This window comes from Cellulosimicrobium sp. E-16 (assembly GCF_049913115.1).
Lineage (GTDB): Bacteria > Actinomycetota > Actinomycetes > Actinomycetales > Cellulomonadaceae > Cellulosimicrobium.
This window is the reverse complement of the sequence record NZ_CP183974.1, coordinates 3,654,417-3,667,452: the sequence shown is the minus strand read 5'-3', so window position 1 is coordinate 3,667,452 and position 13,036 is coordinate 3,654,417. Positions and strand designations below refer to the sequence as shown.

The following is a 13,036-nucleotide window of genomic DNA, read 5'->3' as shown; positions in this document are numbered from 1 at the left end:
GTTCGTCCGCCGTCCACGCGACGGGCCGACCGTCACGAGTCCCACACATCCGTGGGTCTGCGAGCCGTGGGGCATGCGCGATGATGGGGGCGTGAACTCTCGGAAGGTCCGATTCGTCCCTGTCGCCCTCCCCGTCGTCCTCAGTCTCGGTGCCGTTGCGGCGCTCGGTGGCTGCGCCGCGGAGACCGCGAAGGCGGACGGACCGTCCTCGGACGAGACCGGGCTCGTCGCCCGTGCCGCGGAGCCCAGCGACGGCGTCCTCGTGCTGGACTCGACCGATCCGGCGGAGCTCGCCCTGACGAGCAGCCAGGCGTTCTTCACGTCCGCACCCGTCGTCGTCCTCGCCGTCGCCGACGACGAGGCGGCGCGGGCCACGGCCGCCGCCGCGGCGGTCGAGCTCGCCGCGCCCGTGCTCCTGGTCGGCGGCGCCATCTCCGACGGGGGGCTGCGCACGGAGCTCGCCCGGCTCGGCACGGTCGCGGCCGTCGAGGTCGGCGAGGCGGACGCGCCCCCCGGGCAGGACGACACGGGTGAGACCCCGGAGCGCGCGACGCTGGGCGACGTCGAGGGCGTCGAGCGGGTCCTGCTCGACGTGGGGGCGCTCGGCGCCGACGGTGCTCTCGATCCGCACGACCTCGACGACGTCCGCGCCGCGCTGCCCGAGCGCGGCGAGCCGGAGACGCTGACCGAGGTGCTCGCCCTCACGGAGCCGGGGGGGCTCGACGCGCCCGGCGGCCCGCAGTCCGCGGCGATCGCGACCGCCCGTGCGGCCGGGGCGGTGCCGCTCGAGGTGCCGCAGGGCGACCCGCGCTCCTCGGCGGAGGTCATCGACGCGCTCGCGGCCGCGAAGGCGCTCGCGGTCGTGGGCATCGGGGCGAGCTTCGGGTCCGCGGAGGACCTGGGGTGGCGGCTGCGCGCGGCCGAGGCCGGCGACCTGCTCCCGAGCGGGTCGCAGCTCGTGCTCGCCGACGGCGTGCGGTACGTGGCGGTCGAGGCGGACGCGGTGACCTCCGGGCTCGAGGCGGTGGGGGAGTGGGCGGTGTCCGACGCCGTCACGCGCGCGCAGGACGCGGCGGCGTCGTACGCGGAGGCCGTGCCGGAGGAGACCGTGGTCCCGGTGCTCGAGGTCCCGGCGACCCGGGCGTCGTCGAACCCCGGCGAGGACCGGGACTACTCGACCGAGATCCCGGCCGAGGAGCTGGTGCCGCTCGTGGACGCGGCGTCCGAGGCGGGGGTCATGGTCGTGCTGCGCCTCGAACCGGGCCGCGCGTCGTTCGACGAGCAGGTGACCGAGTACGCGGACGTCCTCGCCCGCCCGACCGTGGGTGTGGCGCTCGACGTCGACGCGCGCCGGGTCGGCGACGGTTCCCCGGCCGGCACCGTGGACGCGGCCGAGCTGGGCGCGGCGATCGACGCGGTCGGCGAGGTCGTGCGGACGAAGGGGCTCCCGCAGAAGCTGGTCGTGCTCCAGCGCTCGGACGGGGACGCGATCCGGGGGGCGTCCGACCTCGACCTGGGGTCAGGGGAGGCGGCTGTGGTCCTGCAGTCCACCTCGGGCGACAGCTACGCCGCACGGGTGCAGGACTGGGGGCTGCTCCTCGACGGGCTGCCGCAGGGTGTGGCCGGCGGCTGGACGACCGGTTCGTCGGACCCGGCCCGTGACGTCGAGGGCGTGCTCTCGCTCGACCCGAGCCCGCGGTACGTCGCGCCCTCGCGCTAGTCCGGGGGCGCTTGGCCGCGCCCCGAGCGGCGGGTTAGGGTGTGTCGCTCGCAAAAGCCGAATCGATTCGATCCCAGCCAGACGACGAGGTACCCGATGGTCTCGGTCATCCCCCAGCCCCTGCACGTCGAGCCCGGGACGGGCCACGTTCCCGTCGCCACGCTGGAGGTCCACGCGCTTCGTCTCGAGCGGACCGCCCCGTGGCTCGGGGACCTGGCCGCCTCGCTCCTGAGCGGCCTCGACGGCGTCGCCGCGACGCACCACGACCCGGCGTCGGGCGCCACGGCGGGTGCCGGGTCGGGCTCCCCGACCCCCACCGCGCTCGTGCTCCGGGTCGACGAGCCGGCCGGTCCCGAGGGTTCCACGAGCCCGGAGCGGTACAGCCTGGTCGTCGACGAGGCCGGGATCACCGCGACCGCCGCCGAGCCCGCCGGGCTGCTCCACGCGGTGCAGACGCTGCGGCAGCTCGTCGAGGCGCCCGGCCCGGGCGACGAGCCCGCGCGGGTGCCCCACGTCGTCGTGCACGACGCGCCCCGCTACCCCTGGCGCGGCCTGTCCGTGGACCTCGCGCGGACGTTCTTCGGCCTCGACGCGCTGCGTGCCGTGATCGACGTCGCGGCGGCGTACAAGCTCAACGTGCTCCACCTGCACCTCACGGACGACCAGGGCTGGCGCATCGAGTCGCCGTCCCGGCCCGAGCTCGCCAAGCTCTCCTCGGGGAGCGACACGTCGGGCGGGAAGGGCGGGCACCTGTCGCTCGCGGACTTCCGCGCGCTGCAGGACCACGCGGCGGAGCGCTTCGTGCGGGTCGTGCCGGAGATCGACGTCCCCGGCCACATCAACGCGGCGACGCACGTGTACGGGGACCTCATGCCCGACGGCGTCGCGACCGACGCCTACTCCGGCATCGAGGTCGGCTTCTCGCGCCTCACGTTCGACCTGCCGGCCACGGAGCCGTTCCTGCGCGACGTCTTCATGGACCTGGCGCACGCGACGGACGGCGAGCACGTGCACCTCGGCGGTGACGAGGTGCTGAAGATGGAGCCCGCGGAGTACGCGCAGTTCGTCGAGCTGTGCGAGCGCCTGGTGCTCGAGGCCGGCAAGAAGCCGGTCGCGTGGCAGGAGGCCGCGAAGGCGCCGCTGCGCCCGGGCACGATCGTGCAGTACTGGGACACGCACCCCATGGACCTCACGTACCTGGTCGACGCCGCGAAGTCCGGGGCGCGCGTCATCCTGTCGCCCGCGAACCGCGTCTACCTCGACATGCGCTACACGGCCGAGTTCGACCCCGCCCTGGGGCAGGACTGGGCCGGCCTCGTCGAGGTGCGCGACTCCTACGACTGGGAGCCCGAGGCGGTCGTGCCCGGTCTGCCGGTCGAGACGATCGAGGGCGTCGAGGCGGCGGTGTGGACCGAGCGCATCCCGACGCTCGACGCGCTGTTCACGATGCTCCTGCCGCGCCTGAGCGCCGTCGCGGAGGTCGGCTGGACCGCTCCGGACCGCAAGGACTGGGACGGCTTCCGTCGCCGCGTCGCCCGCGAGGCGCACGTCTGGCGCCGCGCGGGGATCGCGTTCCACGAGTCCGCGCAGGTCGACTGGTGACGCGTCAGATCCAGGTCGGCAGCCACATGTGCAGGCGCCAGAACCAGTACGGCACCTGCCACGCCGTCCAGATGGGGTAGAAGAACACGCTGACGGCGCCGATCGTCGTGAGCAGGACCGTGAGCACCACCTTCACGCGCGCTCGCGCGACCGGGCGGTGCTCGGTGCGTTCGAGCGCGAGCGTCATCGCGTACACGAGCGTGAGCACGACCCACGGCGTGAACACGATCGAGTAGAACGTGAAGATGGTCCGCTCGGCGTAGAGGAACCAGGGCGCCCACCCGGCGACGATGCCGCTGAGCACGGCGAGCGCCCGCCAGTCCTTGAGCCGCACGAGCGCCCAGAGCGCGACGAGGATCGCGAGCGCCGCCGTCCACCACAGCACGGGGTTGCCGAGCGACGTGATCGCGCGGGCGCAGCGCTCCACCTCGCACCCCGCCTCGCCAGGGTCGTAGGAGCGCCAGTAGAACGAGGTGGGGCGCCACTGGAGGATCCACCCGAGCGGGTGCGCCTCGTAGGTGTGCTCGGACGTGAGCCCGTTGTGGAAGTCCCACATCTTGAGGTGGTACTCCCACAGCGACCGCAGGCCGGGCGGGAGCCACTGGACCCCCTCGCCGGGGTGGTCGAGCGCCCACTGGCGCATGTACGCCCCGGGGCTCCGGAACCACGAGGTCCACGACGCGAGGTAGGCGAGCGCCGCCGTCGGGAGCATGACGAGCGCGGCCGGGATCGCGTCGCGCACGAGCGCGTCCTCCCACCAGCGCCCGACGCCCGCGGTGCGCCGCGCCGTCGCGTCCCACAGCACCGACACGACGGCGAGGACGGCGAGGAAGTACAGCCCCGACCACTTGACCCCGCACGCGAGGCCCAGCGCGACGGCCGCGGCGAACCGCCACCACCGCCACCCGAGCCCGGGGCCGTAGCGACCGATCCTCGCGCCCGCGTCGAGGATCGCCCCGCAGCGCTCGGCGAGGCGCCGGCGCGCCTGCTCGCGGTCGAGGAGCAGGCACCCGAACGCGACGAGCACCCAGATCATGAGCATGTTGTCGAGCAGACCCGTGCGGGAGTGCACGATCGCCTCGCCGTCCACGGCCATGAGCGCGCCCGCGACGATCCCCATCGCCGTCGAGGCGAACAGGCGCCGGGCGATCCGCGCCACGAGCACGACGGCGACCACCCCGACGACCGCGGACGCGATCCGCCACGACCACGGGTTCTCCGCGCCACCGAAGAACCTCATCCCGAGCGCGATCATCCACTTGCCGAGCGGGGGGTGGACCACGTAGTCGGCGGTCGGGAGGAACGAGTTCACGTCCCCGGCCTCGAACGCCGGGTTCGGCTCCTCGGGCCAGTCGGCCTCGTACCCGACCTGGAGCAGCGTCCACGCCTGCTTGACGTAGTACGTCTCGTCGAACACGAGCGTGCCCGGGCGGCCGAGGTTCCACAGCCGCAGCACGGCCGCGACGGCGGCGACGATCGCGACCCCGAGCCACCCCCACAGCCGGTCGTGCGCGGTCGCCCCCAGCGCCAGACGGCGAGGCCCGAGCAGGGCGAGCAGGAGGCGCTCGCGATGGGTCAGGTCGGGCGCGTCGTCGGCGTCCTGCGCGAGGCGCGAGGGCGATGCGTCGGCGTCTGAAGGAACGCCGTCGGGCTCGACGTCGGACGGCTGGGCCGACGCGTCGCCGGGCTCGTCGGGGGCGTCGGTCGCGTGCCGGGGTCCGGGGTGCGCGTCGGCGGGCGGCTGGGACACGCTGGCCATCGTAGGGGCACACGGGTGTGGAACCCTGGGAACCATGTCCTCCTCGACCGACGCGCCCGACGCCGACCGGCCCACGACCCCGCGGGAGGCCGGGCACCTGGTGCTGGGCGGCACCCCGATCGGCAACGCGGAGGACGCGAGCCCTCGGCTGCGGCGGCTGCTCGCGGAGGCGGACGTCGTCGCGGCGGAGGACACGCGCCGCCTGCACGCGCTCGCGGGCCGGCTGGGCGTGCAGGTCGGTGGTCGCGTGCTGAGCTTCCACGAGCACAACGAGTCCGACCGCGCGGACGACCTGCTCGACGTCGTCGACGACGGCGGGACGGTGCTCGTCGTGTCCGACGCGGGCATGCCGAGCGTGTCCGACCCGGGTTTCCGCGTCGTCGCGCGCGCGGTCGAGCGCGGGGTCCCGGTCACGACGGCGCCCGGGCCGAGCGCGGTGCTCACCGCTCTCGCGCTCTCGGGCCTCCCGACGGACCGCTTCTGCTTCGAGGGCTTCCTGCCGCGCAAGGCGGGCGACCGGTCGCGCGCGCTCGCCGCGCTCGCCGACGAGCCGCGCACGCTCGTGTTCTTCGAGGCGCCGCACCGGGTGGCGGAGACGCTCGCCGCGATGGCCGAGGCGTTCGGCCCGGACCGGCCCGCCGCGGTCGCGCGCGAGCTCACCAAGACGTACGAGGAGGTGCTGCGCGGGCCCCTCGCCGAGCTCGCGGAGCGCGCCGCCGAGGAGCAGCTCCGCGGGGAGATCTGCGTCGTGGTCGGTGGCGCGCCGCCCCGCGGCCCGGTCCCGCTCACCGAGCTCGTGCCGGGAGTCCTCGCGCGCGTCGACGGCGGCGAGCGGCTCAAGGAGGTCGTCGCGGACGTCGCCCAGGACGCGGGGGTCGCGAAGCGCGACCTCTACGCAGCGGCGCTGGAGGCGCGCCGCCGCTGAGCCCGCGCGGGACGGGCCGTCAGCGCCCGACGGCGGCGCTCGGCTCGAGCGCGACGCCCGCCGCGGCGAGCTCCTCGCGCGCTGCGGCGCCGAGCTCGGGCGTGACCGGCACGGTGAGGTCGGTGAGGACCCGGGTGGCGAGGCCGAGCGCGTGGGCGTCGAGCGCCGTCGCGCGCACGCAGTGCGACTCGGCGATGCCGACGACGTCGACCGCCTCGATCCCTGCGTCGTGCAGGACGTCCGCGAGCGGCCGGCCGCCGACGTCGACCCCCTCGAAGCCGGAGTACGCGGCCTGGTACTCGCCCTTCTTCACCCCGGCGTCAGGCGCGAGGTCGGCCAGCGCGGGGTGCAGCTCGGCGTTCGGGGTGCCCGCGATCCCGTGCGGCGGCCACGTGTCGACGAAGTCCGGCTCCGGGCTCCAGTGCTCGCCCGGGTCGACGTGCCAGTCCTGGGTCGTGACGACGAGGTCGTAGGCGTCGCGGTGGTCGCGCGCGTGGTCGGCGATGCGCTGGGCGACGGCGTTCCCGCCCTCGACCCCCAGCTCCCCGCCCTCGCAGAACGTGGGCTGGACGTCGACGACGATCAGCGCGCGGCGCACCGCGGGAGTGTTCTCGCTCATGCGCCCACTCTGCCACCCGGGCCGGGGGCGTGGGGGAGCCAGCGGGCGCGGCAGCGGGGCCCGCCGGGCGCGTCGCGCGGGCGGGTGCGAGAGTGGGAGCAGCCGTGACCCGAGCACCCGGGAGGTACCCGATGAGCGACGACCCGACGCCCGCCACGACCCCTCCGGCCGGCGCGGCGGAACGGCCTATCGGGTACTGGCTCAAGCTCGTCGACCGGCTCATCGACGAGAGCTTCGACGGCGTGTTCCAGCACTCGGGGCTCACGCGCCGACACTGGCAGGTGCTCAACACGATCCGGGACGGCGTGAGCGAGGAGACGAGCGTCGACGGCGTGCTGTCGCCGTTCACGGGCGCCGCCCCGGGGGTCGGGCACGGGGCGAGCGCCGTGACGGCCGAGATCGACGACCTCGTGCGGCGGGGCTGGGTCGCGCGCGACGGCGCGGGCCGGTTGTCCGTGACCGTCGCCGGCAACCATGCCTACCACGACCTGCTCGACGCCGTGTCGCTCGCGCGCGAGCGCGTCGCCGAGGGCGTGAGCCGCGCGGAGTACGCCCAGACGGTCGCGACGCTCGAGCGCATGGCGCGCAACCTCGGCTGGGAGGGCTGAGCGCGCGTCCCGACGAGACGGGACGCGCGGCGTCCGGCAGCAGGCGTACCCTGCGAGACCCGCGACCCGCGCGCACCCCCGCGCCCGGGAGCGCCGCACAGAGCTGGAGCACTGCGATGGAGTTCCGCCGGATCCCCGGTCTGCCGCCCTACGTCTTCACCATCATCGACGGGCTCAAGATCGAGGCACGCCGAGCGGGGCGCGACATCGTGGACCTCGGCTTCGGCAACCCGGACCTGCCCAGCCCGCAGGTCGCGGTCGACAAGCTCGCCGAGGCCGCGCAGAACTCGCGCAACCACCGCTACTCCGCGTCGCGCGGCATCCCCAAGCTCCGCGAGGCCGTCGCGGGCCTGTACCAGCGCCGGTTCGGCGTGAGCCTCGACCCGGACACGGAGATCATCTCGACCATCGGCGCCAAGGAGGGCTTCAGCCACCTCATGTGGGTGCTGCTCCAGCCGGGCGACGTCGCGCTCGTCCCCACGCCCAGCTACCCCATCCACATCTGGGGCCCCTACTTCGCAGGCGCCGACGCGCGCCAGGTCCCCATCGGCGACGGGACCGACGCCGCGGGGTACATCGACCGGATCATCGAGGCGTGGGAGCTGGGCTGGCCCAAGCCGCGCGTCGTCGTGCTGTCGTTCCCGCACAACCCGACGACGACGGTCGCGACCAAGCAGGACCTCCAGCGCCTCGTCGACTGGGCCCGGGACAAGGACGTCGTGCTCGTGCACGACCTCGCGTACGCGGACATGACGTTCGACGGGTTCGAGCCGCCGTCGATCATGGAGTGCGAGGGCGCGCGCGAGGTGGCGGTCGAGCTCTACTCCATGACGAAGTCGTTCTCCATGGCGGGCTGGCGCGTCGCGTTCCTCGTGGGGCGCCGCGACGTCGTCGGGGCGCTCGCCAAGCTCAAGAGCTACCTCGACTACGGCACGTTCCAGCCGATCCAGATCGCCGCGACCGTCACGCTCAACGAGGCGACGGAGTTCCCGCAGGAGATCTCGTCCGTCTACGAGTCGCGTCGCGACGCCTTGTACGACGGCCTCCAGCGCATCGGCTGGGACATCCACAAGCCCGGCGGCACGATGTTCGCCTGGGCCCGGATCCCCGAGCCCTACCGCGACATGGGCTCGATCGAGTTCGCGACGCACCTCGTCGAGGAGTGCGACGTCGCCGTCTCCCCGGGCGTCGGGTTCGGCCCCGGCGGCGACGAGTTCGTGCGGTTCGCGCTCATCGAGAACGAGCACCGCATCGGTCAGGCGATCCGCGGCCTCAAGCGCGGGCTCACCCGGCTGGCGTAGGCGTCGTCCCCGTCCACACGTCGTCCCCGCGCAGCACGGCGTCGGCACCGCCGTCGTCGTAGACCGTCTGCCCGGTGACGTGGGTGTTCGCCGGGTCGGTGAGCCACAGCAGCAGGCTCGCGACCGACTCGGGCGACTGGTGCCCGTGCAGGGGCATCGGGACGGCGGCGTCGACCATGGCGGCGGACTCCGGGGTCGCGAGCAGCTCGGACGTCATGGGCGTGAGCACCGTCCCCGGGGCGACGGCGTTGAGCGGGATCCCCCGACCCGCCCACGCCGGGGTGACGCACTCGCGCCGCACCCACCGCGAGAGCGCGCGCTTGGACGACGGGTAGCTGAGGTAGCCGACCTCGGGCCCCTGGTCCGCGAGCGCCGCGGCGACGCGCAGCGCCGCGTCCTCGTCGTCCGCGAGGCACGCGGCGACGAGCTCGTCGGAGACCGGCTGCAGGGTCGCCATGGACGACACGACGGCGACGCGCGGCGCGTCCGACCGTTCGAGCGCGGGGAGCAGCGCGGCGAGGAGCCGCGTGACGCCGAAGAAGTTCACGGCGACGGTCTTCGGTACCGGGGCGGAGATGCCCGCGCACGCGATGGCCCCGTCGACGCGCCCGTCGGTGAGCGTCGTGACGCGGTCGACGGCGCGCGCCCGGCCGTGAGGGGTGCTCAGGTCGGCCTCGACCTCGGCGTCGCGCAGGTCGACACCGACCACGCGGTCCCCCCGGTCGCGCAGCAGCGCGGCGGTGGACGCACCGACCCCCGACGCCGAACCCGTGACCACGTACGTCCGCGACATGCGTACCGACCTCCTCACCGGCTCCTCCGGCCCTCGGAGGAGCTCCCGGTACCAGCGTGCCTCGCCGCGGGCGGGCGTATGGCCGCCGAAGGACCGGGTCGACGGGCCAGAGGTCCTGAGGGGCCGGGGTCAGGCCGGCGCCGCCGTGGGCGGCGTCCGGCCGTGCCGCCCCTGGTACCTGTCGACCTGACGCCCCGCCGCGGCGACGGCGCGGTCGTCGACCAGGTCGTAGACGACCGTCCCGACCCAGACGATGAGCGTCGCCCAGACCCAGGTCCAGAAGCCGTCGATGTCGAACCCGCTCGACGGGGACAGCAGCGTGGTGACGATCAGCGAGCCGAGCACGGTGACGACCCCCAGGGTCCACGTCCAGCCGTGGACGTGGTTGCCGAGGAGCCGCACCACGAGCGGTCGCAGGAGGGTGATCGTCACGGTGAAGAGCGCGACCGCGACGAGCCCCCACAGCCAGCTCATGGTCATTCCCTCGAGCACCAGGTTGGCGATGACGAGCGTCACCCCGTACGCGACCGCGGCGACGACGAAGCTCAGCACCTTCGGGTTCATGGCGCCCCTCCCTGAGGGCCGGTGAGGCGGGAGGACCCGCCTCCTTCTCTCCAGTGTGGCGCGGATCGGCCGCCGTGCGCGGCGAGCGCGGCACGTGCGACGGCGCCCACGGCGCGCGACGATGGGCGCATGCCCACGAACCGGACGGCCGCGCGTCGGGCGTGGCCCGCGCCCGTGGTGGGGGCCGTCGTCGTGCTGCTCGCTGCATGCACCCCCGACGACGGTCCGGAACCCGCCCCGGGCCCGTCGGTCACGACGGCCACCGCCGAGCCGAGCGAACCCGCGGAGACGAGCCCGACGACGCCCGCGCCGGAGCCCGGGCTCGTCGTCGTGCCCGAGGTGCGGGTGGACGTGACCGAGGTCGCGACCGGGCTGCCCGCGCCGTGGGGACTCGCGGCGCTCGCGGACGGGACGCTGCTCGTCTCGCTGCGCGACGAGCGCCGGCTCGTCGTCGTGGACCCGGCGACGGGCGCCGTCGAGCCGGTCACGGGGCCGGGCGCGGACGACCTGCGCGACGGAACGGTCGCGCGGGGCGAGTCGGGCCTGCTCGGGGTCGCGGTCGGGCCCGAGGGCGGCGCGGCGCCGGGGGAGGTGTTCGTCTACCGGACCGCGGACGGCGGCAACGAGGTCCTGCGGGGGACGCTCGCCGGTCGCGAGCTGTCGGCCCTCACCCCGGTCCTCCAGGGCATCCCCGCGGCCTCCACGCACGACGGCGGTCGGCTCGCGTTCGGGCCGGACGGCTACCTGTACGTGACGACGGGGGACGCGCAGCAGCGCGGTGCGGCGCAGGACGCGGGCGCGCTCAACGGCAAGACCCTGCGTCTGACGGTGGACGGCGATCCCGCACCGGGGAACCCGGACCCGGCCTCGCCGGTGTGGAGCCTCGGGCACCGCAACGTCCAGGGCGTGGCATGGGACGTGACGGGCCGCATGCTCGCGTCGGAGTTCGGGCAGGACACGTTCGACGAGCTCAACGTCGTCGTGCCGGGCGGGAACTACGGCTGGCCGGAGGTCGAGGGGGTGGGCGGCGCCGGCTCGGGGTTCGTGGACCCGGTGGCGACGTGGTCGACGTCGGACGCGTCCCCGAGCGGGCTGGCCGTGACCCGCGAGGGCGCGTACCTGGCGGGGCTGCGGGGCCAGACCCTGTGGCGGGTGCCGTTCGCGACGCCCGACGGCGGGGAGTCGGCCGACGCCTTCGGCGCCCCCCAGGCGGTGCTCGCCGACCGGGGCAGGCTGCGCGCCGTCCTCGTCGGCCCGGCGACGCCGCTCGGGGACGACGGGAGCGCGGTGCTCTACGTGCTGACGAACAACACGGACGGGCGCGGGGACCCGCGCGACGGCGACGACCGGCTGCTCCGGGTCGCGGTGACGCCGGCGGGGTGAGACCGTCGCGACCCGTGGGGCTCGGCCAGTGATCGCCGTCGCGAGATCGGCCTGAGCGTCCGAGATCGACCCTCGGGAGGTCGATCTCGAGGCGGTGAGGTCGATCTCGACGGATCTGCGGGCTGACCAGTCGGTTTGGAGCGTGATAACGAATCGGTTACGGTCGAGTGTCTCGCGTTGCCGCTCACCGGGGACAGGTGTATTGGCCGGCCGTGGGGCGCGGTCTCCGTAGAGCACCCAGGGTGCCGGGGGTCCGCAGGACGGCCGGATCGGCTGGTCGAACCGGGTGACGCCCGCGCCGTGGTGCGGGACGGCCCCGGGGCGCGCGTGCGCCGTCGACCCCCGTGCCCGGGACCCCCGACGACTGGACCAGAGTGCACAACCCCTTCCGCTTCCGCGCGCCCCAGAACCGTGACGTCGAGACGACAGCCTCGGACGTCACCCCCGACGACACCACGCCCGAGACGCCGAGCCGTCGCGCCGCCCGCTCCGCGCGGACGCTGCGCACGACGCGCCGCCGTCGCTGGTCGATCGTCACGGCAGCCACCGCCGTCGCGCTCGTCGGCTCCGGCGCCGTCGCGTACGGCGAGGCCAACAAGACCGTGACGATCGACGTCGACGGCGAGCTGACCACCGTCAGCACGCTCGCCGGCTCGGTGTCCGGCGCGCTCGACGCCGCCGGGATCGAGGTCGGTGCGCGCGACCAGGTCGCGCCGGGCCCCGGCTCGGCCCTGGACGACGGCGACGAGGTCGTGGTGCGCCTCGGCAAGCAGGTCACCGTCCAGTCCGACGGCGAGCAGTCCGACGTCTGGCTCACCGCGCTCGACGCGGACGAGGCGCTCGAGACCCTCGCCGAGCGCGGGGGCGACGTGCGCCTCGTCGCGTCGCGGTCGGGAGAGCGCGCGTCGCTCGACCTGCGCCTCGACACCGACGGCCCGGTGAACGTCGTGGCCGACGGCGAGACCACGGTCGCGCCCGACGGCAGCATCGGGATCCCCGCGATCCTCGAGCAGCGGGGCATCGAGCTCGGCGAGCTCGACCGGGTGAGCGTCCAGCGCGTCGAGGCGCCCGAGCCGGGCGCGCCGACCGTATCGCTCGTCGTGCAGCGCGTGGTCGTCGAGCAGCAGCAGACCACGACCCCCGTGCCCCACGAGACCGTCGAGAAGGCGGACGCCGCGCGGTACAGCGACGACCCGGCGGTCGTCTCGCAGAAGGGCGCCGACGGCGTCACCACGACGACCTTCGAGGTGACCCTCGTGGACGGCGTCGAGGAGTCTCGCGAGCAGCTGACCCAGGAGGTCACGACCGCCCCGGTCGACCAGGTCGTCGTCAAGGGGACGAAGGAGCGGCCCAAGGACCCCCGTGCGCTCGGGCAGCTCATGGCCGCCGAGCGCGGCTGGACCGGGTCGCAGTGGACGTGCCTCGAGAAGCTGTGGACCAAGGAGTCCAACTGGAACCCGAGGGCGGACAACCCGACGTCGAGCGCCTACGGCATCCCCCAGTCGCTGCCCGGCTCGAAGATGGCGAGCAAGGGCGCCGACTGGGCGACCAACCCCGCGACGCAGATCGCGTGGGGCCTGGACTACATCGCCGGCTCGTACGGCTCGCCGTGCGGCGCGTGGTCCCACTCGCAGGCGACCAACTGGTACTGAGCACGGACCTCCCGAGCCGACCCGGCTCCGGACGGGCCCGCGACCTCCGAGGTCGCGGGCCCGTCGTCGTCCGGCGCCCCGAGACGACCCCGCGGCGCGCTGCGCGGGCC

At 74.7% G+C, this 13,036-nt stretch carries 11 protein-coding genes; 7 read left to right on the top strand and 4 right to left on the bottom strand.

Going from position 1 to position 13,036, the window contains the following annotated elements; translation table 11 throughout:
• The first annotated feature begins 91 nt into the window (after positions 1-91).
• Together ACN9MS_RS16065 and ACN9MS_RS16060 are read left to right on the top strand one after the other, a co-directional pair.
• Positions 92-1,720 carry a hypothetical protein gene (locus ACN9MS_RS16065; RefSeq protein ID WP_426309464.1) on the top strand — a complete coding sequence of 543 codons (1,629 nt, stop codon included), beginning with the start codon at positions 92-94 and terminating at the stop codon, positions 1,718-1,720.
• 96 nt (positions 1,721-1,816) lie between these two features.
• Positions 1,817-3,322 carry a family 20 glycosylhydrolase gene (locus ACN9MS_RS16060; RefSeq protein ID WP_426309463.1) on the top strand — a complete coding sequence of 502 codons (1,506 nt, stop codon included), beginning with the start codon at positions 1,817-1,819 and terminating at the stop codon, positions 3,320-3,322.
• A 4-nt stretch (positions 3,323-3,326) separates the two neighbouring features.
• Here ACN9MS_RS16060 and ACN9MS_RS16055 read toward each other — a convergent pair whose 3' ends face one another.
• A complete protein-coding gene (locus tag ACN9MS_RS16055; RefSeq protein ID WP_426309462.1) occupies positions 3,327-5,081 on the bottom strand; it encodes a dolichyl-phosphate-mannose--protein mannosyltransferase in 1,755 nt (584 codons plus the stop codon).
• A 34-nt stretch (positions 5,082-5,115) separates the two neighbouring features.
• Here ACN9MS_RS16055 and rsmI point away from each other — a divergent pair, with 34 nt between their 5' ends.
• The gene (gene rsmI / locus ACN9MS_RS16050) at positions 5,116-6,006 is read left to right on the top strand and encodes a 16S rRNA (cytidine(1402)-2'-O)-methyltransferase (RefSeq protein ID WP_426309461.1); all 891 of its coding nucleotides are present in this window, start codon (positions 5,116-5,118) and stop codon (positions 6,004-6,006) included.
• A gap of 19 nt (positions 6,007-6,025) precedes the next feature.
• On the opposite strand, the gene ACN9MS_RS16045 is transcribed toward rsmI, so the two are convergent.
• The gene (locus ACN9MS_RS16045) at positions 6,026-6,625 is read right to left on the bottom strand and encodes an isochorismatase family protein (RefSeq protein ID WP_426309460.1); all 600 of its coding nucleotides are present in this window, start codon (positions 6,623-6,625) and stop codon (positions 6,026-6,028) included.
• 131 nt (positions 6,626-6,756) lie between these two features.
• Here ACN9MS_RS16045 and ACN9MS_RS16040 point away from each other — a divergent pair, with 131 nt between their 5' ends.
• Both ACN9MS_RS16040 and ACN9MS_RS16035 read left to right on the top strand, forming a co-directional pair.
• Positions 6,757-7,233 carry a MarR family winged helix-turn-helix transcriptional regulator gene (locus ACN9MS_RS16040; protein ID WP_426309459.1) on the top strand — a complete coding sequence of 159 codons (477 nt, stop codon included), beginning with the start codon at positions 6,757-6,759 and terminating at the stop codon, positions 7,231-7,233.
• 116 nt (positions 7,234-7,349) lie between these two features.
• Positions 7,350-8,534 (top strand): aminotransferase class I/II-fold pyridoxal phosphate-dependent enzyme, encoded by a 1,185-nt coding sequence (locus tag ACN9MS_RS16035; protein ID WP_426309458.1) that lies wholly within the window; start codon positions 7,350-7,352, stop codon positions 8,532-8,534.
• Here the strand turns inward: ACN9MS_RS16035 and ACN9MS_RS16030 are convergent.
• Together ACN9MS_RS16030 and ACN9MS_RS16025 are read right to left on the bottom strand one after the other, a co-directional pair.
• Positions 8,518-9,327: an SDR family oxidoreductase gene (locus tag ACN9MS_RS16030; RefSeq protein ID WP_426309457.1), complete on the bottom strand. Its 810-nt coding sequence runs from the start codon at positions 9,325-9,327 to the stop codon at positions 8,518-8,520. The genes ACN9MS_RS16035 and ACN9MS_RS16030 overlap by 17 nt on opposite strands.
• 129 nt (positions 9,328-9,456) lie before the next feature.
• Entirely contained in the window at positions 9,457-9,891 is a 435-nt protein-coding gene (locus ACN9MS_RS16025; protein ID WP_426309456.1) for a hypothetical protein, read from the bottom strand.
• A 129-nt stretch (positions 9,892-10,020) separates the two neighbouring features.
• Here ACN9MS_RS16025 and ACN9MS_RS16020 point away from each other — a divergent pair, with 129 nt between their 5' ends.
• Positions 10,021-11,274, top strand: coding sequence for a PQQ-dependent sugar dehydrogenase (locus ACN9MS_RS16020; RefSeq protein WP_426309455.1), 1,254 nt, complete (start codon positions 10,021-10,023; stop codon positions 11,272-11,274).
• A 374-nt stretch (positions 11,275-11,648) separates the two neighbouring features.
• Positions 11,649-12,926, top strand: a complete 1,278-nt coding sequence (locus tag ACN9MS_RS16015) for a ubiquitin-like domain-containing protein (protein WP_426309454.1) — start codon at positions 11,649-11,651, stop codon at positions 12,924-12,926.
• Positions 12,927-13,036: the final 110 nt, after the last annotated feature.